The 19,450-nt window shown below is 53.9% G+C and carries 18 protein-coding genes and 1 pseudogene; 10 read left to right on the forward strand and 9 right to left on the reverse strand.

Going from position 1 to position 19,450, the window contains the following annotated elements; translation table 11 throughout:
• Both FPZ49_RS36480 and FPZ49_RS27660 read left to right on the forward strand, forming a co-directional pair.
• Positions 1-221, forward strand: a pseudogene (locus tag FPZ49_RS36480) (IS4 family transposase); the annotation flags it as partial.
• A gap of 351 nt (positions 222-572) precedes the next feature.
• Positions 573-1,238 carry a nitroreductase family protein gene (locus FPZ49_RS27660; RefSeq protein ID WP_144853307.1) on the forward strand — a complete coding sequence of 222 codons (666 nt, stop codon included), beginning with the start codon at positions 573-575 and terminating at the stop codon, positions 1,236-1,238.
• Between the two features lie 279 nt (positions 1,239-1,517).
• On the opposite strand, the gene FPZ49_RS27665 is transcribed toward FPZ49_RS27660, so the two are convergent.
• Positions 1,518-1,715 carry a cold-shock protein gene (locus FPZ49_RS27665; protein WP_144853309.1) on the reverse strand — a complete coding sequence of 66 codons (198 nt, stop codon included), beginning with the start codon at positions 1,713-1,715 and terminating at the stop codon, positions 1,518-1,520.
• A 71-nt stretch (positions 1,716-1,786) separates the two neighbouring features.
• Complete coding sequence (locus FPZ49_RS27670) at positions 1,787-2,530, reverse strand: class I SAM-dependent methyltransferase (protein WP_144853311.1); 744 nt, start codon at positions 2,528-2,530, stop codon at positions 1,787-1,789.
• Between the two features lie 214 nt (positions 2,531-2,744).
• On the opposite strand from FPZ49_RS27670, the gene FPZ49_RS27675 reads away from it, so the two are divergent.
• The 6 genes from FPZ49_RS27675 (at position 2,745) to FPZ49_RS27700 (ending at position 10,962) form a co-directional block, all read left to right on the forward strand.
• Positions 2,745-2,978 (forward strand): hypothetical protein, encoded by a 234-nt coding sequence (locus tag FPZ49_RS27675; protein WP_144853313.1) that lies wholly within the window; start codon positions 2,745-2,747, stop codon positions 2,976-2,978.
• A 280-nt stretch (positions 2,979-3,258) separates the two neighbouring features.
• Positions 3,259-3,951: a TerC family protein gene (locus FPZ49_RS27680; RefSeq protein WP_144853315.1), complete on the forward strand. Its 693-nt coding sequence runs from the start codon at positions 3,259-3,261 to the stop codon at positions 3,949-3,951.
• 85 nt (positions 3,952-4,036) lie between these two features.
• Complete coding sequence (locus FPZ49_RS27685; protein WP_144853317.1) at positions 4,037-4,219, forward strand: hypothetical protein; 183 nt, start codon at positions 4,037-4,039, stop codon at positions 4,217-4,219.
• A gap of 220 nt (positions 4,220-4,439) precedes the next feature.
• The gene (gene pepF / locus FPZ49_RS27690; protein WP_186446139.1) at positions 4,440-6,230 is read left to right on the forward strand and encodes an oligoendopeptidase F; all 1,791 of its coding nucleotides are present in this window, start codon (positions 4,440-4,442) and stop codon (positions 6,228-6,230) included.
• A 246-nt stretch (positions 6,231-6,476) separates the two neighbouring features.
• Positions 6,477-8,150, forward strand: a complete 1,674-nt coding sequence (locus FPZ49_RS27695; protein ID WP_144853321.1) for a sensor domain-containing diguanylate cyclase — start codon at positions 6,477-6,479, stop codon at positions 8,148-8,150.
• 235 nt (positions 8,151-8,385) lie between these two features.
• A complete protein-coding gene (locus FPZ49_RS27700; protein WP_144853324.1) occupies positions 8,386-10,962 on the forward strand; it encodes a beta-propeller domain-containing protein in 2,577 nt (858 codons plus the stop codon).
• Between the two features lie 196 nt (positions 10,963-11,158).
• On the opposite strand, the gene FPZ49_RS27705 is transcribed toward FPZ49_RS27700, so the two are convergent.
• Positions 11,159-11,971, reverse strand: a complete 813-nt coding sequence (locus tag FPZ49_RS27705; RefSeq protein WP_144853326.1) for a DUF92 domain-containing protein — start codon at positions 11,969-11,971, stop codon at positions 11,159-11,161.
• Between the two features lie 139 nt (positions 11,972-12,110).
• Here FPZ49_RS27705 and FPZ49_RS27710 point away from each other — a divergent pair, with 139 nt between their 5' ends.
• Positions 12,111-13,283 (forward strand): HD domain-containing phosphohydrolase, encoded by a 1,173-nt coding sequence (locus FPZ49_RS27710; protein WP_261381654.1) that lies wholly within the window; start codon positions 12,111-12,113, stop codon positions 13,281-13,283.
• 59 nt (positions 13,284-13,342) lie between these two features.
• On the opposite strand, the gene FPZ49_RS27715 is transcribed toward FPZ49_RS27710, so the two are convergent.
• The 6 genes from FPZ49_RS27715 to FPZ49_RS27735 form a co-directional block, all read right to left on the reverse strand.
• A complete protein-coding gene (locus FPZ49_RS27715; RefSeq protein ID WP_261381655.1) occupies positions 13,343-14,482 on the reverse strand; it encodes an alpha/beta hydrolase family protein in 1,140 nt (379 codons plus the stop codon).
• 18 nt (positions 14,483-14,500) lie between these two features.
• Entirely contained in the window at positions 14,501-15,064 is a 564-nt protein-coding gene (locus FPZ49_RS27720; protein WP_261381656.1) for a phytanoyl-CoA dioxygenase family protein, read from the reverse strand.
• Between the two features lie 39 nt (positions 15,065-15,103).
• On the reverse strand, positions 15,104-15,229 hold the full coding sequence (locus tag FPZ49_RS37070) for a hypothetical protein (protein ID WP_261381657.1): 126 nt from the start codon (positions 15,227-15,229) through the stop codon (positions 15,104-15,106).
• A gap of 112 nt (positions 15,230-15,341) precedes the next feature.
• Positions 15,342-15,977, reverse strand: a complete 636-nt coding sequence (locus FPZ49_RS27725) for a fumarylacetoacetate hydrolase family protein (RefSeq protein ID WP_144853328.1) — start codon at positions 15,975-15,977, stop codon at positions 15,342-15,344.
• Positions 15,978-16,044: 67 nt separating this feature from the next.
• The gene (locus FPZ49_RS27730) at positions 16,045-16,890 is read right to left on the reverse strand and encodes an AraC family transcriptional regulator (RefSeq protein ID WP_144853330.1); all 846 of its coding nucleotides are present in this window, start codon (positions 16,888-16,890) and stop codon (positions 16,045-16,047) included.
• Positions 16,891-16,923: 33 nt separating this feature from the next.
• Positions 16,924-18,357, reverse strand: a complete 1,434-nt coding sequence (locus tag FPZ49_RS27735; RefSeq protein WP_261381658.1) for a CapA family protein — start codon at positions 18,355-18,357, stop codon at positions 16,924-16,926.
• Positions 18,358-18,654: 297 nt separating this feature from the next.
• Here FPZ49_RS27735 and FPZ49_RS27740 point away from each other — a divergent pair, with 297 nt between their 5' ends.
• Positions 18,655-19,407 carry a metallophosphoesterase family protein gene (locus FPZ49_RS27740; protein ID WP_144853334.1) on the forward strand — a complete coding sequence of 251 codons (753 nt, stop codon included), beginning with the start codon at positions 18,655-18,657 and terminating at the stop codon, positions 19,405-19,407.
• Positions 19,408-19,450: the final 43 nt, after the last annotated feature.

The raw sequence follows: 19,450 nt of genomic DNA on the forward strand, positions 1-19,450 counted from the left end.
ACCAACGGACGATTGGAGGTCTGTTTTATTTGTTGTGCGACGAAGTTGGAACAATGGACTGGGTCGTCGCTCTTCAACAACTGGTCGAACTGATGAATGAAGTTGCCGCAAAGGCAGGAAAGCGAATCTCAACGCTAATTCATCGTCAACTCCAGAATTGGACCGCGGGTTTGCCTAGTTACATCAAGGTCTATTTGCCAATTTCAAGCTGCGAAAGTTGAGATAATAATCATTATAAAATTCGGAATAGCGGTCTACGGGATCGCTATTCTTTGTTTTGTCGCAGGAATCACAAACTTCTGGGTAAATAGCGATATACAATACTCCGCATCCATTGCTATAGGCAAGCCCCCATTTTGACCATACTAGTTGTTAAAACAAAAAACGCCCAGTCCGCAGGCCGATCCTGCTAACTGAGCGGTGTGTGCTTCACATCCGATTGGAATAGTATACCATAATGCGATTCCACTGGCGATATCGTGCGACTCCCTGTTGTCACCGCACCGAAACATCGCTATAATATAGGTTGGCTCTTAGTACCAAGTACTAAGCCGTGGAAAGGATGAACTGAAATGAACAACACCGTTAACGCTTCATATGAGGAATTCAAGTCTATCGTTCTGGATCGCCGCAGCATTCGCAAATATACGGAACAGGATGTTTCCGTCGAAGATATCCGAGAAATCGTGGACTGCGCCCGCTACGCGCCGAGTGATACGAACTCGCAAACCTGGGAGTTCATCGCGGTCAAAAACCGGGACATGATCAAAGAAATCGAGCGCATCACCTGGGAGCAGCTGCACCAACGTGCGGCGGAAGCCGAAGAGCGCGGCTTATCCAAGGAAGCCCGCCTGCTGACCAAGTCGTTCGGGCCTTACGCTACTGCCTTCTCGGACGCGCCTGTCCTGATCGTTTGCTTGGCTACGCCATACAACTCCAAATTCCGGGAGCGGATCTTCGATCCAGTTCAACTAGTGGAGGATGCCGTCTGGGCAGAGGAAGGTATTAAGAGCAGCTGTCTGGCCGCTCAGAACCTGATGCTGGCCGCCCACGCCCGCGGCTTGGGGACTTGCCCGATGACTGGACCGGTACTGCTGGCTCAAGAGCAGCTGCGAACCTACCTGAACATTCGCCCGGAGTGCCAAATCAATATGGTCATCGCTCTGGGGTACCCGTCAGAACGCCCTGCACGTCTGGCTCGCAAAGAAGTCGACGACATTCTTACCATCGTCACCTAAGCACGCACACACCACAAAAGGATGGGTCCAGGCCCTTTTCGCAGCACAGGAACCATCCTTTTTTAACTCCCTCAGCCCTGCTTGGGAGGCACAAAAAAGAAGCAGTCCGCGAGGAACTGCTTCTTTTCCTTTGCTACACCAAATTGTTGTCTAAAGAAAACTATCTGATCGATGTAACTCCAACGAGCAACCGCTTCATGCGGCACCTTCCGAAAGAAACTTATATCGATGCATGCCATCACCGATGAACGGCTTAGGCTATATAGTTAAATTTAGAAATTACAATTTATGAACGTTAGCTGCTTGTGGTCCACGGTTGCCTTGAACGATTTCGAACTCAACCGATTGGCCTTCTTCCAAAGTTTTGAAGCCTTCGCCTTGGATCGCGGAGAAGTGAACGAATACATCGTCGCCACCGTCAACTTGAATGAAGCCGTAGCCTTTTTCTGCGTTAAACCATTTTACTGTACCTTTCAATGAAAACAACCTCCTAGATGTATCGCCATCATGGGCGAATGTGTTAATTATAGCACCGAAACCATTATAAATCAACTTAGGAAACGCTTAATATCGCCGTTTAAGCCTTGTTTTTTTAAGCAAAGCAGCTCGGTGGAACCCGGAATAAACGGCAGCCCGGAACGAAGCACAGAGGCCTCTGCCCCCTCCACGCGAAGCTCCTCGAGAATCAAATCCAAGTGCGGGTATCGCTCCCAGCCTAGCGTATAAATCGGATAAATACGTACCTCGCCTCCCGGCCGGCAAACCCTGAACAGCTCCTTCACCGCATCCCGATGAAAGCTGTAATCGAATTGCTCGTGGTACAAAAACAAGAAGTGACTGCACATCACTAGCTCGAACGTATTGCTCTCAAAAGGAAGCGAGGGCAGTCCAGCGGCGATATAACGCTGATGATCCGTATCCAGCTCATAATCGGTTACAAAACGCTGCAGTGATCGCTCTCGCATCGCCTGATGCTGATCCAAGCTGCCGTAAAACGTCCAATCAAAGCGATCCTCAAGTCCCGCCAGCTTGGCTGTGGAAGTCTCAATCTCCTGCCTGCCATGCTCCCGAATCTCCTCAACGGCCATCCTATAGAGCGGATCCGCAGCCACGGCCTGCTTTCCTCTTCCGCAAGCATAAGCGACAAACGACGACGCTCCCGCGGACACATCAAGGATCGGTCCACTGCCGAGCATCTCTTCCCGCAGCGCAAACATGCGCACATACTCCTCATAGGAGCGGCAAGTCATCGCTACACCGATCTGCTCATACTTTCTCTTCTCATGTCTCATCTCATCTCAACTCTCCTCTACTCATCTAAAAATGAATTCCAAGCCTCCACCCGCCCTCCGGCATGGTGCTGAAGCTTATCGCACATTGTAGCACGCTGAACGAATACTGGCAATAAATTCCTCACGGAGCCCTGTCTGCCTTGATTTTCGGCGTTTAATAAGGTATCATTTTCGCTCATAGACCTATTATTGAATGGAAACGGAGCTTTCAGCCATGATCAAAAAACATACGATATATAAGAAGGACAAATGGAATATGCTGACTGTTGAGGTTAACGGAAAGCAGCTGATTTTAAGGGAAATTTCTGACCAATGGGGCGAGGAATGCCATACGTTTCTCAGCCGTCCGGAGATGATGCACTGGGCGCAGAACCGGTTTGCCAAAGAAAAATTTGATGGCAGCAGCGAAGAGCACGAGAGCATCATGGAAGCGTTCCGCAACGTGTAATACAGGCTTGCTGAACAAAGAGGCTTGACGCACAGCTTGTCTGCTCGATATAATGAGCTCAATTACATAAGGATGTCCTCCAAAGGGGAGTAGCTGTCACAGTAAAGTCGTCAATTCGGGTCCTGATTCAGAACCCCGGCTTTATTGGCAACGATTCTGTTGTTAGCAAGACCTTTGCCGATTAACGGTAAAGGTCTTTTTTGCATGATGATGACCTTTACCACATGCGGTAGAGGTCATTTTTTATGTAAAAAAATACACAATAGAGGAGTGGCTCCACATGGAATTTTTGACAGCGGATTTTTTCACAGCGTTGCTCAGCATCATCCTGATCGATTTGGTGCTGGCCGGGGACAATGCGATCGTCATCGGGCTGGCGGCCCGAAATCTTCCGAAGGTTTATCAGAAAAAAGCCATACTGCTGGGGACGGTCGGGGCTATCGTAATCCGTGCTGCTGCGACTCTGGCGGTGCTGTGGCTCTTGAAGCTCCCCGCCCTGCTGCTCGTTGGAGGCTTCGCATTGATCTGGATTGCCTACAGGCTGCTGGTTGACAAAAAGGAGCACGACATTGAAGCCAAGTCCCAGCTCTGGGCCGCCATCCGCACGATCATGATCGCCGATGCGGTGATGGGCTTCGACAACATCATTGCGGTAGCCGGAGCCGCGCATGGGGATTTCATTCTTGTCATCACGGGTCTAGTCATCAGCGTGCCGATTATGGTCTGGGGCAGCACCCTTTTCATCCGTTGGGTCGAGCGATTCCCTTGGATTACGTACATCGGTTCTGGTGTGCTGGCCTTTACAGCAGGCAAAATGCTGACCGGCGATCCGTTGGTCAAAACGTTCTTCGCGGAATATGACGTGCTGAAATGGATCATCGTCGCCCTCACCGTCTTTGGAGTGCTCGCGGCAGGTCGCTGGAAAAATACGCGCGCTTCGCTCGTCTCCGTCCAAGAGCGAGGCCAGGGTTAGCAGGCGCAGCTGTGCCATAATTTTGAAAAGCGGTGGAAGGAAACGCGCTATCCTTGGCGAAGATAGTGGTTGAGGTGAATTGGTGATGGATAATTCCGCGTCCATTGTGACGTTTATGATCATTTCGTTTGCGCTGGCCCTGATTCTGATTATGAAAAAAGACAGCTTGCCTGCCGGGGTCAAGCGTCCCTTAGCCATCCTTGCGCTGGTGATGGTGGCGTTCTCGTTTGTTCTGATGGTATACAGCTTCTTTTCTGCAGCGGGGTAACGCTTTGGCTCCATTAGACTTCTTCCTATAAATTCCATATACTAATATTTAAGCCGCGCTCCGGTCATACTATAGCGACACATTTTTCCATGGAGCGTGAGCGGCAATGCGTTTTATCCCGCTGCTTTTAACCAGCTTGCTGCTTAGTGGGCCGCTGATGCTATCTGCGGTTCATGCGGGCGGCATCGCGAAACCATCTCAAACGTCAAGGAGGGCTCCCATGAATCAAGTACTGAAGCGCAGTGAGGTTCCCGCGGAAAACCGTTGGAATCTTGAGGACATTTTCAAGGATGAGCAAGCCTGGGAAAAGGAATATCAAGCGAACAAGAAGGCGATGAAGGAAGTCGCCAAGTTTCAGGGCAAGCTGAACAACGCCGCCGATATCAAAACCTGCTTCGACCTCGAGGATCAAATCTCGCTGCAGGCGGAGCGATTGTATGTATACGCCAACATGAAGCACCACGAAGACATGGCTGACCCTACATATCAGGCCTTATCGGATAAATCCAAGAAGCTCAGCGTGGAAGCGAATGAAGCGACCTCGTTCATTTCGCCTGAAATTTTAAGCTTATCGGACGAACAGCTGCAGAAGCTGGTGAACGATCCGGAGCTTGCTTTTTACAAACGTACGCTCGAAGAAATGATCCGGCAAAAGCAGCACGTGCTAAGCAAAGGAGAAGAAGCGCTGCTCGCCCAGGTAGGCAATCTGGCGCAAGCTCCGAGCACGATTTTTGGCATGCTCAATAATGCGGATATGAAGTTCCCGAAGGTGAAGAATGAGAAAGGCGAAGAGGTCGAGCTGACCCACGGCCGCTATATTCAATTCCTGGAGAGCCGGGACCGCAGCGTGCGCAAGCAGGCATTCGAGACGATGTATGCCACGTACGCCAAACAAAAGAACACGATCGCTTCGACGCTGGCTGCGAATGTGACGAACAACATTTTTTATTCGAAGGTTCGCAAGTATCCTTCCGCTCTGGAAATGTCCCTCTTCGGCGACAACATCAAGAAGGAAGTGTACACCAACCTGATCGATGCGGTGCACGAATCCCTGCCGCTGATGCACCGGTATATGGAGCTTCGCAGGAAGCTGCTGAAGGTCGATGAGCTGCACATGTATGATTTGTTCGCTCCGCTCGTCGACGAGTTCGACATGGATATCACCTATGAGCAGGCGAAGCAGACGGTCAAGGAAAGCTTGAAGCCGCTGGGCGAGGACTACCTTAAGGTACTGCAGGAGGGCTTCGACAACCGCTGGATCGACGTCTACGAGAATGAGGGCAAGCGTAACGGGGCGTACAGCTGGGGGGCCTTCGGCACGCATCCGTTCGTACTGCTTAACCACAAGGACAATCTCAACAGCATGTTCACGCTGACGCACGAAATGGGGCATGCGCTCCATTCGTACTTATCGGATGCGAATCAGCCTTATCGCTATGCGCAGTACACCATTTTCCTGGCGGAAGTGGCCTCGACGCTCAATGAAGCGCTGCTGATGGATTATATGCTGCACAAATCCACCGATAAAAAGGAGAAAATGTATCTCCTGACGTACTACATGGATCAATTCCGCACCACCGTGTTCCGTCAAACGATGTTTGCCGAATTCGAGAAAATCATCCATGAGAAAGCGGAAGAAGGCGAAGCGTTAACTCCGCAGCTGCTCAGCAAAATCTACTATGATCTCAACGTGCTCTACTACGGCAAAGACATGGTGGTCGATCAAGATATCGAGATGGAATGGGCGCGGATTCCCCATTTTTACAACAGCTTCTATGTGTATAAGTACGCTACCGGCTTCTCGGCGGCGACGAGCTTTGCGAAGCAGATTTTGGACGAAGGCGCACCGGCGGTGGACCGTTACCTCGGCTTCCTGAAGAGCGGCGGCAGCGACTATTCGATCAACATCTTGAAACGCGCGGGTGTGGATATGTCGACCCCAGAGCCGATCAAGCAAGCGATGAGCGTCTTTAAAGAGCTGCTGGAGCAAATGGAAACCTTAGCGAAATAAACTTAGAAAGCTGAGATTTTGGCGGTAAGCCTGATCTCAGCTTTTTTGTGTGCACCGGAGTTCGGCGTCCAAAGCGGATGTGTTTTTACCTCTTTTTTTAAATTTCAACTAAAGATTCGATTAAATTTCTAAATTGTGTCAATATTCATTGAACTAGCCTTTCGCATTCATTAAGATAGTTGTTGTGAGCTTACCTTACTTAAGACCAGCTCTACTCTACTTTTTCACAGGAAGGAAGACGCTGAAATGGTTGATAGCTGGACTGTGCAAGAGGAGAAAGACTTGTTTATCAGCGCATTTCAACTTTCCGTCAGCGGTATGGCCGTCATGTCAACGGACGGTGTTTTTATCCGTGTAAATCCCGCCCTCTGCCGCATCTTGGGATACTCCGAGGAGGAGCTGGTCGGTATGAAGCTCGCCGACGTCACTCACCCGGACGATCTGGAATACAGTCTTTCGTTCGCCTCCAAAATGCTGAATGAAATTCAGCTGCAATACCAATTCGAGAAGCGCTACCGGCATCGCAGCGGTAATACGATCTGGGCGTACATAACCGCCTCTGTAATTCATTCGCAGCAAAATAGCAGCAAATATTTTTTTACACAGGTCCAAGATATTACGGAACGAAAAGAAGCGGAAGCCGCGGCCGACCGCTCGAATAAACTCATGATTCAAACGCTGGAGAGCATCTCCGACGGCTTTATCTCACTGGATTCCAGCGGCTGCTTCACCTATGTGAATAAGGCAGCGGAACAGTTCCTCGGGCGTTCGAGGTATGAGCTGCTTGGCGGCATTATATGGGATTTATTCCCTGAATTGAAACAATCCGAGGTATACACCGAATATTTGAAAGCCGCAAGCTCATCGGAGCCGAGCTCTTATGAAACATACTACGCCCCGCTGGATCGCTGGCTGGAGCTGCATACCCACCCCTCTGCCGAAGCCTTCTCCGTGTACTTTCGGGATATTTCTGACCGCAAAGCAGCCGAATGCAAGCTGCGCGAAAGTGACGCGCTGTACCGCATGATCACGGAGCACAGCACGGATATGATCTCCAAGCATGATAACACCGGCTGCTACATGTATGTCTCGCTTGCTTGCCGCGCCCTGCTTGGCTACGAGCCGGACGAGCTGCATGGCAGGAACATCTACGACTTGATCCATCCAGAGGATTATTCGCTCGTCCGTGAGGGCGTGCTGCTGCTGGCGAATCAGCCGGATACGACCGTCTCTTCCTATCGCATCCGCCGAAAAAACGGAGAGTACATCTGGTTTGAAACGACCGTTCGCATCATCCAGCCCGGAACGGAGGGGACGCCTGAGTATTTATGCGTCTCGCGGGACATTTCAATCCGCAAGCAGGCGGAATACCAGCTGATGCAAACGAATGAACGACTGCAGATGATATCCAAGATCGACGCGCTGACCGGTATTTCCAATCGCCGTCACTTTGACGAAAGCTATGCCAAGGAATGGAAGCTGGCCGCCCGCCTTGAAACGCCGCTGTCGATCATCCTGCTCGATATCGACTATTTCAAGCTTTACAATGATTCCTATGGCCACAGCGAAGGTGACGTGTGTCTGCGGCGTGTAGCGGATGCTCTGCGCAAAGGCGCTCGCCGCCCAGGCGATATTATTGCGCGCTATGGCGGGGAGGAATTCGTCATCATTCTGCCGATCACCGATGAGGTCGGCGCCCTGGTCGTGGCCGAGCAGCTGCGGGCCGAGATCGAACGGCAGAGCATCCCTCACGGCTCCTCAGATGTATCGCCGTTCGTCACGATCAGCCTCGGAGTGGCCACGCTAGTCCCTACCCGCGAGCTGTCCCCGCTGGAGCTGCTGATCCAGGCCGACAAAGCCTTGTATCAAGCAAAGAAAGAGGGCCGCAACCGGGTCGTCAGTCATAACGCATCGAAATAACGGGCACCGTTTCTTCCGGCGTGAAGGGACGGTGTTTTTTGTTGAAAAAAATTTGTTCCTTTGGAGGAAAAATTTGAAACATCCGGATCCCTTATTGCGTTAGATAGGTAGATTGGAACAAGTTGCAATAACATTGACAACTGTTATCGTAAAAAGATTCGTTGGCAGTTGCAATAACATTGACAACTGTTATCGTAAAAGCTTCGATAGCAGTTGCAATAAGGGGGAATTTATTGTGAGGAAGACACCATTTCTGGGGGGCATTTTGGCGCTGTCCCTGCTGGCCTCGACGGCTCCAGGAGCGACCAGCTTGGCTGTGGCGCAGGCTGCACCGATCGCACTCATCCTAAACGGCAGTCCGGTGACCTTTACGGTAGCTCCGCAGCTGGTCGGGAGCACTATGATGGTACCTCTCCGCGACCTCTCCGAGGCGCTCGGCGTGACGGTAGATTGGGACGAGACCGATCAGACAGCCTCCGCCTCGAAGGGCGAGCGCTCCATTCAGCTGACCGTCGGCAGCAAGGAAGCCAAGCGTAACGGACAATCCGTCGTGATCGGCGAGGGGCCGCAGATTGCAAACGGCAAGCTGCTCGTTCCGCTGCGCTTTTTCAGCGAAACGTTCGACTTCAATGTGTATTGGGACGGCCTGAACCTAAGCGTATCGATCGTGGACGCGGACAAAAGCTTGCCGACCGTCGGCTCGCTGGACCGGCTGCAGGAGCTGCTGAAGGATTCCGCAGTCGCAAGCAGTGCTACAGGTGTAGGCTCCGGCGCCATGCTAGGCGTCACCTCCATGGTCAGATCCGAGGCTGCCGTGGCTTCGGACGCGAAATCGGCTGCCCCAGCGGCTGGTGCAGCCGCACCAAGTGCAAGTGCTAAAGCACCAACAGCTGCTCCGGCGTCTCCGGTGGCGGATGCCGCACCGGGATATTCCTCCACGAACGTGCAGGTTCAAGGAGTGGACGAGGCCGATGTGATCAAAACCGATGGCCAGTACATCTATCAAGTTAACCGGAACCGAGTCCTCGTCTCCAAGGCGTATCCGGCTGAGAGCATGACTGTCGTCAGCAGCGTCTATTGGTCTGATCCTAATTTTAACCCAAGGGAAATTTACGTGGATAATCAGCACCTGGTTGTCGTGGGAAGCACCTTCTACCCTGCCCCGGTCCCTGCTGGATCACAGCCTCAGCAGAATCAAGGCTCCGGTGGAGCAGCTGTGCCAATGCCGGCGGTCGATCAGCCGAGTGTGCAGGCGTTTCCTGCAGACAGCATAAACAGCATCAGCAGCAAAAAGCTGTTGATCTATCCGGGTTATCGCGGTGGACGCTCCATGACCAAGACGCTCGTTTATGAGCTGGGGGACCGTACGAACCTGAAGCAGGTGCGCGAAGCGGAGCTCGAGGGCAACTATCTCTCCTCGCGCAAAGTGGGCGACTCCCTGTACGTCGTGACGAATAAATATATGAACTATTACGGCCTGCTGCGCACGGACGCGACCCCGGCCGAGAAGCAGGATGCCGCTGCTACGCCGGTTTACCGCGATTCAGCAGCCGGTGACAGTTTGGTCTCGATCGGCTATGAGGATATCCGCTATTTCCCTAAAGCGATTGAACCGAATTACCTGCTCGTAGGCGGCATGAACCTCAGCCGTTCGGACCAAAAAATGCAGGTGACCAGCTATCTGGGCTCCGGGCAAAACGTGTACGCTTCACAGTCGAATTTGTACATTGCCGTGAACGAATATGAAAAAGCGGCAGCGACGACAGACCCTGTACCTATGCCTGCAACATCACCAGGAACGCCAGCCGTCATGCCGGTTCCGATCATTCCTAGGCCAGTGGATTCCAGCACCGCCATCTATAAATTCGCAATGAACGATGGATCAGTCCGGTACACGGGACGAGGCAAAGTGCCGGGCCATCCGCTGAATCAATATTCCATGGATGAGCAGGACGGCTACTTCCGCATCGCCACGACGAGCGGCGAGACATGGCGCAACGACGAATTCACGTCGAAAAACAATGTGTACGTCTTAAACGAAGCGATGAGCGTCACTGGAAAAATCGAGGACATCGCGCCAGGAGAACGGATCTACTCTGTCCGGTATGCCGGCAATCGCGCCTACATGGTCACCTTCAAGCAAGTAGATCCGCTATTTGTCATCGACCTGAAGGACCCTACAGCACCTAAAATCGTCGGCAAGCTGAAAATTCCAGGTTACAGCGATTATTTACAGCCTTATGATGAGAACCACATCATTGGCTTCGGTAAAGATGCCGTCGTGCTTCCAAACAAGAACGCACCGGCAGGCACGGATACCGGTATCGCTTATTATCAAGGCATGAAGCTGGCGATGTTTGATGTGACCGATGTGGAAAATCCGAAGGAAATGTTCAAGGAGTCGATCGGGGATCGCGGGACGGATTCGGAGCTGCTGCATAACCCGAAGGCGCTGCTCTTCTCCAAAGAGAAAAACCTGCTAGCCTTCCCGATAACCGTAACAGAGGTCAAAGATAAATCGAATCCGACCGCCTACGGCGAATTCGCCTTCCAAGGAGCTTATGTGTACCAGCTCGATCTTGAAAAAGGCTTCCAGCTTCGCGGCAAAATTACGCATTACACCGCCGAGGATCTGCAAAAATCCGGGTACAAGGGCTATGTATACGGTAAAAACATTGAGCGCCTCTTGTACATTGGCGATACGCTGTATTCCTCCTCGCAGAGCCAGCTCAAGGCCAATGACCTGAAGGATCTGCACGAAATCGGGAGTTTGACCCTGCCGGCCCCAACGCCAAAAAAGCCAAAGCCGTAAGGCTTGGCTTTTGGGCCTCCATCAAGTACAATGGCTAAAGAGAAATTAGGTTGCTGCCTGGCTTGGCAGCGTTTGGAGGCACAATCGGCATGGTTACCGGAATTATTATTCTCTGCGTTGTAGTCGCCCTCGTCATCTCGTGGAGCGCCATCTATGTCACGAATAAAGCATATGCTCGCAAAGACCGAGACGACGATTAATAGATGGCTAACGTAATCGCTAAGCTGACAGCTCCGCCGATCAGCGAGCTGATCATATTGACGGCGTCGTTCGTCATGAACGCCGCCCCCCGAATCGAAACCGCTACTGTCCCGCAGTGGCGGTTTTTTTCGATTTCTCGGCCGCAGACTTGGCAGCGGTACATGGCCTGCAGCACGGCGCCAAGCCACGAATCGGCGAGCGAGCCGGCCAGCCCTCCGGCGAGGCCCAGCAGCGCCAGCGCCGCAGCGGTGCTGGCGTAGCCTGGGGCTGCGGGTGCGCGCAGCGCCCAGGCCACGGCGCTGATGAAGAGGCCTCCGGCGCAGGAAGCGGCGAAGCCGAGCGGCGTGATGCCGCCCGAAGTGCCGGCGGGCACGGTACGGCCGCTGACGATGGAGCGTGGCAGCGTGCGGCTGAGGCCGCCGATCTCCGTCGCCCACGTGTCCGCGTTCACCGTGGCCATGACGCCGACGAAGGCGGCCCACCACGCCGGGTGAGGCGTTATGGCGTTGCCTAGGCACAGCACAAGCCCGAGCCCGCCGTTGGCCAGCACCTGCCCCGCGTCCCGGCGTCCGCTCTTGGCGTAGCCGCTTTCCAGCGCCGCCTTCTTGCGGCTTTTCCACTTGGAGAGCAGCGTGGACGAAAGAAAGAACGCGATCAGCGTTCCGAACCATGCGAGACTGCCGGCCGCATACATCAGCGTCCCTAGAATGACGGCTGCCACCATTCCGGAGAGCGTCAGTGAGCGCTTCATGTAAGCCGCTCCGGCGATCACGAGGCTGCCAACGAGTCCAATGACTACTTCGAGCATAGTGTCCTCCACCTCTCTTCCATTACGCGTTCCGGTGAATTTTGCAGCTTTTTGACGAAATCTTAGGTTTACAAGGCTACAGACATTATAATATGATTTTGGTAATTATGGAAAACGGTCATCAGAGGAGAGGATCCGAGTGCACGAATCGTATGAGCTGGAGGAAATAAGGGTGAAGCAAGACTTGGAACCGCAGGAGATGCTGCGTGTCATTTTCGATTATGCCGCCAAAATCGCCAACGAGCGCCGATTGGATCACCTGCTCATGCTGATGGCCGATATGGGACGCGAGATGATTGTATCCGACCGCTGTACCGTCTGGCTGCTCGACCGGCATAAGCAAGAGCTGTATTCGACCGTAGCCCATGGCGTCCCCCCGCTTCGCCTGCCTATGAGCGCCGGCTTGGTCGGACATGCCGTCACGACGGGACAGCCGATTTTTATCGATGATGCCTATACGAACGAAGAATTCAAAGACGTACTGCAAAAAGGTGCCGTCCAGATGGATCAACAGACCGGCTATCGCACCAAGGCGCTGATGGTCGTTCCCTTCCGCAATAACGAGGGCGAAATTATGGGTGCTTATCAGGCGATCAACAAGCTCACGAAAGGTGAGCAGTTCACACCGAAGGACCTGGATCACTTGACCCTGGCTGCCTCCTATGCCGGGAAGTCGCTCGAATCGGCGCTGCTCAGCAATGAGATCGAGGAGACGCAGAAGGAGATTATTTTCACCATGGGGGAAATCGGCGAGAGCCGGTCCAAGGAAACGGGCAATCACGTCAAACGGGTGGCGGAATACTCCTACCTGCTGGCCCTCGGACTTGGCATGAGCGAAGAAGAAGCGGACCTGCTCAAAGTAGCATCGCCTATGCACGATATCGGCAAAGTGGCGATCCCCGACGCGGTGTTGAAAAAGCCCGGAAAGCTCACCGACGATGAATTCGATGTCATGAAGTCGCATACGCTCATCGGATACAACCTGCTCAAAAGCTCCAAACGGCAAATCCTCAAAACCGCCGCCATCGTGGCCCATCAGCATCATGAGAAATGGAACGGACGCGGCTACCCCTGCGGTCTGCAGGGCGAGGAAATTCACATCTTTGGCCGCATCACAGCGATTGCGGACGTGTTTGATGCACTCGGGAGCGATCGTGTGTACAAGAAGGCGTGGGAGCTGGACCGCATTCTGAATTTGTTCAAGGAGGAGCGCGGTCATCACTTTGATCCGCAGGTGGTGGATGTGTTCATGGAGCAGCTGCCTAAGATTTTGAAGGTGCGTGACCAATACTCAGATCTGGCCTTAGCCTAAAAAATATACGAAGGGGCGGTCCCCAAGTAGGTTTCAGCTACTTGGACCGCCCCATTGATTTATTGGCTTGTGCTCGCGAACGTAATAAATTGCAGCCAGTCGTATTCGGTCATATCATGCTTCCCCGTCCTCAGGTGATACCCCATTGCCCGGCTATGCATTGGAGAGTCCGGCAGCGGCATACGTTTTATGCCCAGCCCTTCCAGCCCATAGAGCTTATATACCGGTTCGGCATAAACAAGCGATAGAAACTCCGACTCCGGATCAGCCCATAAATCCTCCGTAGCGCTGGTTACATATACCGGCCTTGGGGCCATTAACGCCAGGAGCATGTGCTGATCGAACGGCAGCTCGTATTCCCGGTCCTTGAACCATTTATAGTTTTCGTTGAACCAATGCGGGAATTTTTCGTTAATTTGGCCGATCGTCTCTCCTTTCTTGCCTCTTGCCAAAGCCGCCCCCGTACAACCGGAGTTATTGCTGATGACTCTGGCGAACCGCTCGTCAATCGCGCCGGCCCACAAAGCGGTTTTCCCGCCTCTTGAATGTCCGACAAGCGTTACATCGGCGGAGTCGATATCGGAATCCGTTTCCAAATAGTCCATAACCCTACAAGCGCCCCATGCCCAAGCAGCAATGGTTCCCCATGCATCGGGACTACGGCCCTCCGACTTGGAATCGAAGATCCCATGTACGCCGTTTTGAAAATCGTCATGCTCATCAGGGTCTACATCCGCGTTGTTAAATACCGCAGCGGCAAACCCTTGCGATAGAATGGTTTCAGCCGGCCAAAAGGGGGACACGTTCTCCCTTTCCGGATCCATATGCTCCAAACCGCGATTATTGATCAGCAGAAATAGAGGCGACGGCTTCGTCCGGTTCGTCGGAATAAACAGGAGCAGCTTAATACTCCCTTCGCCTCCTGAGCCTTCGTAGCGGATCTCGACTTGCTTTCGGACAGCGGCTCCATTCATCATGCCAGGCGTCGTTTCTACGTGGAAGTGTAAGGTTGATGGACGCTGCAGCGGTTCTCTACCAAAAACAAATGTCCGGTATAGCTCTACAATCTCTGGACGGCGCTTCTGCCTCCACTGCTCGACTGCAGCTACACGGTCTCCGTCTAACGTATACAGCGGGTCAGGCAATTTACGCTCGCCGCTCTCAGGAACAAAATGCATTACGGTCGGCAGCTCTGTCATCGTCATCCTCCTCGTGCTTCATCTAACCCTACACGCCCCACTTGGCTCTGGCTTCCTCATGGACATTGGGGTTGTTTTGTTCCAGGCATAGTGCCCTTTCGGCTTGGCTCCGATCCACCGCTCATCTACCGGCTCTGAGCAGAGCTGATAGCGGGTGTCCGCACTAAGGCGATAGCGATTCGTCGAGTTATTCATCGAAGCATGCAGGGTGAACATCCCGAAGATAATGACATCCCCTGCGGCAAAAGAAGTTGTGGCCCACTGTCCGCCAAACTTCTCGACGATCTCCAGCGGGTCTTCCGATATCCAGCCCTTTTCGATATTGTCGCGGTCGACGTCCATTTGCCCGTACGTTTCTTTCATTTTGTGAAACCGATGTGAACCGACGCATACAGCCAGCGGGCCTTGAAGCAGTGGCACATCCCCGAGCGGCGTCCACATCGTATACAGATTCTTCGTCCCCCGCCCCATGTACACAATATCGTAATGCGCGCCGGTGTTGTCCCCCTGAGCAATCGCCCGAGGCCATTTGAAATCGTAGGTCATCGCTTCCCCACCCAAAAAATCACGGACAAAGTCCATCACGTTAGTTCCATTCACAAGCCGGTAAAATGCCCGCCGTCAGCACATGCCGCAAAAGCGCGGCATTCCACGGTGCCCGCCATCCGGAGACGGAGCAGCAGCTGGATGCCGCTCGTGGAAGCCGCGCAGGATGAATTTCATTTCTCCAAGCTGTTTAAACGGCACTACGCCGTGTCTCCCAGCAAGTACCGGCAGCATTTGAGACTGGCATGTAACAGAAAAAAGAAAAAAGCACACCAACTCCGTTCAAACAGGAATTCGAGTGCTTTTATCCAGCTTATTTGGTGAGCCGTGCAGTAAACGCGCCGAACGATTCGCCGCCCCAAAGCAGCTCCAATCGGTCTCCATCCTGGATGGCGGCCACGCCGGCCGGGGTTCCGGTATAAATGATATCGCCTTGGCCCAAGCCATAGTGACGCGCAACATAATCAATAACGGTCTGGAAATCGAAAATCATGTCGTTCAGATTGCCCCGCTGCACCTCTTGCCCATTCTTCTCCAGCGTGTATTCGACCTGCTTCGTCTGTTCGAAGCCCGGAAACGGACGGAAGTCCGACAGCGCCGCCGAATTCAGGAAGCCTTTGGCAGGCAGCCACGGATGCCCCTTCTTCTTCACGACGGATTGTACGTCCCGCAGCGTAAAATCAATGCCGAGCGCCAGCCCGTCCACCAGCTCATCGACCGTGAGCCCCGGCTCATAGCCGCGTCCGATGCGCAGCACCAGCTCCGCCTCGTAATGCACCTCACCGCGGGTTCCCGGCAGCTCAATGTCCTCGCCGTTAATCGCGACCAGCGCGTGCGTCGGCTTCGTGAAAATCATCGGCTCCTCCGGAATGTCATTGCCGAGCTCCGCCGCATGCAGCCCGTAATTGCGTCCAACGCAGTAAATGTTGCGAATTGTCTCGTTGTTCATGGCTGATCATCCTTTTCCATCGAATTCGGATCGTATGGATTCCGATTTCATTATATGCCTCGCTCAGTCAAATCTCAACGCGCGTTTCCAGCTTGCGGTGCTCCTCCCGGAATCGGGTGGGCGGCATGCCGTTGAGCTTTTTGAACGTTTTGCTAAAATGATACTCCTCCAAATAGCCGCACACCTCGGCGATTTCACGGATCGTCAGCTCCGAGTACATCAAAAACCGGCGCGCATGCTCATTTCGGATGTGGCTGTGATACTGCTTCGGACTCATGCCGAGCGACCTTTGGAACATTTTGCGGAGATAGGAGACCGAGATGCCGTACTGCTCAGCGAGCGATTCCATCTTGACCTCGGAGGCGTAGGCGTTCTCCAAATGATCCTTCACCTTCTCGTACGCCTGCTGGCCGGAATCGGGCGCCGTACCGTCCCGCTCCAGATTCGTATGCACCTCGTGCATAACCGCAAGCAGACTGCTCTTGCTCAGCACGGCTCCACCGCTGGAGCCGGGAACCCAGGCCTGATGCATGTGCCGAAACAGCGCACCAAGCTTCTTGGCCCGCTCCGGCTCGAACGAGCGCAGAAACGGAAGGTCCAGCTCCCTAATCGGTGTCACGCCGCCCCATCCCGGCTTATATTCCACCTCGGCGCAGTCGAACAGCACCATCGTCATCTGCAGCGGAAAGTGGGCATCCGAACGCATCGACATTTGCAAGCCGGGCGGCATGTAAGCCAGAGTACCTCCGCTGACTGCATGCTCCTGGTCCGTCACGAAGACTCCTTTGCCCTCGTGGATCCAATAGAAGGTATGAACGCCCGTATTGTTGCGGACATCCGTCCAGCCAGGGACCGTCGGTTTGCCAAGCACCCATTCGATATGAAAGGTCAGACGGTTAAGATCGTAGGACATCGGCCCCTTCTCCTTCCCTGCTCAGCCTGCGAGCTATTCGGTCGTTTTCTTCGTATCAGGCACAGACGAAGGCTGCTGCTTCGGCGCAGTCTCGGTTGATTTCGGCGTCTGCGAAGGCTTGGCTGCCGGCTCGGATGAAGTTGGCTTCTTAGGCGGCTCCACAGCTTTTCCCGGCGTCTCACCGGATTTCGGCGGCTCGGACTTCTTGCCCGGCTCTGTCGAAGGCTTGGCCGTCGAGCCGCTGCTTGTACTGCCGCTTCCACTGCCGTTTCCTGCTGCTCCCGTGCCTCCGCCAGTGCCCGTTCTGACGCCTGACGGCTCCGCTGGAGATTTGACGGGGTCCGTTGCGAACAAATTAAGAGGCCCTTGCTCGATTCGGCCTTCCGTGTCGACCTTGGCATTGATGGACAGCTGGCTCATCCGCTCAAACAGCTTGCGGCCATCCTCCTCCACCATGCGAATCGGCTGCGCCCATTTCGTTAAAATCGGAACCATGCTGAGGCTGCAAGCCCGCGCCTTCGTGCACGCCGCTTCCAGAATCATGCTGTCCCAGGTTTCCGCATTCTCGTTGGTCGTAAAAATAAAATTGCCCAAGCTGTATGCGATCCACTTGCCCTTGTATTGCTCGAACCCTTGCAGCACATGAGGATGGCTCGCAATGACCAGATCCGCCCCTTGGTCGATATACTGGTGCGCGAGGTCCGTCTGCGTCTTATTCGGACGTTCCTTCCGCTCCTCGCCCCAATGGGAGATCACGACAACCAGATCGGCCTCCGCCCGTGCCGCAGCGATGGCTTCCAGCGGCAACTTCGCGTCGTACGTCCCGGCAATGCCCGGCTTCGCCTTCGCCGCATACCAGCTCGCCTCCGGCACGACCCGGCTGAAGCCGAGAAACGCCACCTTGATCCCCTGCTGCTCCACAATCACCGGCTTGTACGCGTCCTGAAGCGTTCTCCCGGCGCCTACATGCAGCAAGCTTTGGCCGTCCAGGTGGTCCAGCGTGTCGAGCAGGCTGTCCGGTCCGTAATCCATGCTGTGATTATTCGCCAGGTTGACCAGGTCGATGCCCGCCTTCTTCAATTCCGGCAGCGCAGCAGGCGACGAACGATAGACATACTCCTTCGATTGGGCAGAGCCTCTCGTCGTGATCGGCGTCTCTAGATTAGCCACGGCGATATCCGCCTTCTCCAAATATTGCTTGACGTATTTGAACGGATAGTCGTATCCGTTTTTTTGCAGCAGCTCCTCTACCTTGCTGGCAAACATGACATCCCCAACGAACGACAGCTTGACTTGTGTTTCCGGTGGCTTCGGATCCGCCGGCTTGCCCGCATCTACCGTGCTGACGGCGGAAGGCGGCACCGTCGGCGACGACTTGGTCCCGCCTGCGCCTCCTCCCGATCCACGGGCCTCCGCAGCCACCTCACCCGGCGCCTGCCCTGACGGGCGGTCTAAATATTGAATCAAATAAGCGAATGCACCAATGGTGATCACCGTTAATAGGCCGATTTTGAGCCACTGCGTCCGCTGCAGTTTCGTTTCTTTCTGCTGTTTATGCTTTTGTGAGCGCGATGATGAAATGATAACCTACTCCTTTGACTTTCAACCTGCACGACAATCTGCTTTATTATACCAAACCAGCGCGCTGTGGTCATGGGCTAAAATGCCAAAATTCGATTGCTTTCGACGGTTAGCGTCTAGTAATCTGGAAGCCCTCTCATTAAAATAGAAGCTATACTAGAGTACGAGGAGGCTCCTTCGCCAATGAATAGAATCGCCATCATCTCCGACATTCACGCTAATCTGCCTGCACTGGAGGCCGTCTTGAAGGATATCCGCCGCCGCCGCATCAAGCAGATCATCTGTCTCGGCGACCTGGTGGGCAAGGGCCCTCAGCCGGCAGAGACGGTCGATCGGATTCGCGCAGTGTGCGAGCTGACCATTCAAGGCAATTGGGATCACGGCATTAATCAGCCTCAAGATAAAGAAGCCGGCCTTTGGCAGCAGCAGCAGCTGGGGTCCGAACGGCTCCGCTATTTGGCCGAGCTCCCCTTGGCCGCCGAGCTGCTCATGAGCGCTAGACGCATCCGGCTGCTGCACGCCTCCGCGGACAGCATCTACCATCGGGTGCTCCGCAAAGCTGATAAGAAAGAGAAGCTCGGCATGTTCACCAACACCGAGCTGACCGGCGGATTTCACGGCGACCCAGAAGTCACACCGGATGTGGTCGGCTACGGTGATATTCATGTTCCGTTCGTCCAGACGCTGAAGTCCAAGGACAAGAAAGGCTTGCTGCTGTTCAATACGGGCAGCGTCGGGGCTCCCTATGACGGGCTCCCTCAAGCAAGCTACGTCATTCTGGAGGGGGTCAAAGACAGCGAGGCGCCGGCTCCCTTTTCCATCCAGCTGGTACGCGTCCCTTACGATATCGAGAAGGTCATCGCCTTGGCCGAGCAGCTGCAGATGCCGGGGCTGAATCGGTTCCGCTATGAGATGCGTCATGGGCTGGAGCAATAATCCAGCGATCCTGTGTGCAAACGTCATAATTGTGTTACAATAA

The sequence above is a fragment of the Paenibacillus cremeus genome, from assembly GCF_007786445.1.
Taxonomy (GTDB): Bacteria; Bacillota; Bacilli; order Paenibacillales; family NBRC-103111; genus Paenibacillus_G; species Paenibacillus_G cremeus.

What these genes read in the sequence shown, in the direction of transcription:
- FPZ49_RS27660 (WP_144853307.1), top strand. Translation starts at nt 573, where the DNA reads ATGAACAACACCGTTAACGCTTCATATGAGGAATTCAAGTCTATCGTT.
- FPZ49_RS27670 (WP_144853311.1), bottom strand. Translation starts at nt 2,530, where the DNA reads ATGAGACATGAGAAGAGAAAGTATGAGCAGATCGGTGTAGCGATGACT.
- FPZ49_RS27675 (WP_144853313.1), top strand. Translation starts at nt 2,745, where the DNA reads ATGATCAAAAAACATACGATATATAAGAAGGACAAATGGAATATGCTG.
- FPZ49_RS27680 (WP_144853315.1), top strand. Translation starts at nt 3,259, where the DNA reads ATGGAATTTTTGACAGCGGATTTTTTCACAGCGTTGCTCAGCATCATC.
- FPZ49_RS27685 (WP_144853317.1), top strand. Translation starts at nt 4,037, where the DNA reads ATGGATAATTCCGCGTCCATTGTGACGTTTATGATCATTTCGTTTGCG.
- pepF (WP_186446139.1), top strand. Translation starts at nt 4,440, where the DNA reads ATGAATCAAGTACTGAAGCGCAGTGAGGTTCCCGCGGAAAACCGTTGG.
- FPZ49_RS27695 (WP_144853321.1), top strand. Translation starts at nt 6,477, where the DNA reads ATGGTTGATAGCTGGACTGTGCAAGAGGAGAAAGACTTGTTTATCAGC.
- FPZ49_RS27705 (WP_144853326.1), bottom strand. Translation starts at nt 11,971, where the DNA reads ATGCTCGAAGTAGTCATTGGACTCGTTGGCAGCCTCGTGATCGCCGGA.
- FPZ49_RS27715 (WP_261381655.1), bottom strand. Translation starts at nt 14,482, where the DNA reads ATGACAGAGCTGCCGACCGTAATGCATTTTGTTCCTGAGAGCGGCGAG.
- FPZ49_RS27720 (WP_261381656.1), bottom strand. Translation starts at nt 15,064, where the DNA reads ATGGACTTTGTCCGTGATTTTTTGGGTGGGGAAGCGATGACCTACGAT.
- FPZ49_RS27725 (WP_144853328.1), bottom strand. Translation starts at nt 15,977, where the DNA reads ATGAACAACGAGACAATTCGCAACATTTACTGCGTTGGACGCAATTAC.
- FPZ49_RS27730 (WP_144853330.1), bottom strand. Translation starts at nt 16,890, where the DNA reads ATGTCCTACGATCTTAACCGTCTGACCTTTCATATCGAATGGGTGCTT.
- FPZ49_RS27740 (WP_144853334.1), top strand. Translation starts at nt 18,655, where the DNA reads ATGAATAGAATCGCCATCATCTCCGACATTCACGCTAATCTGCCTGCA.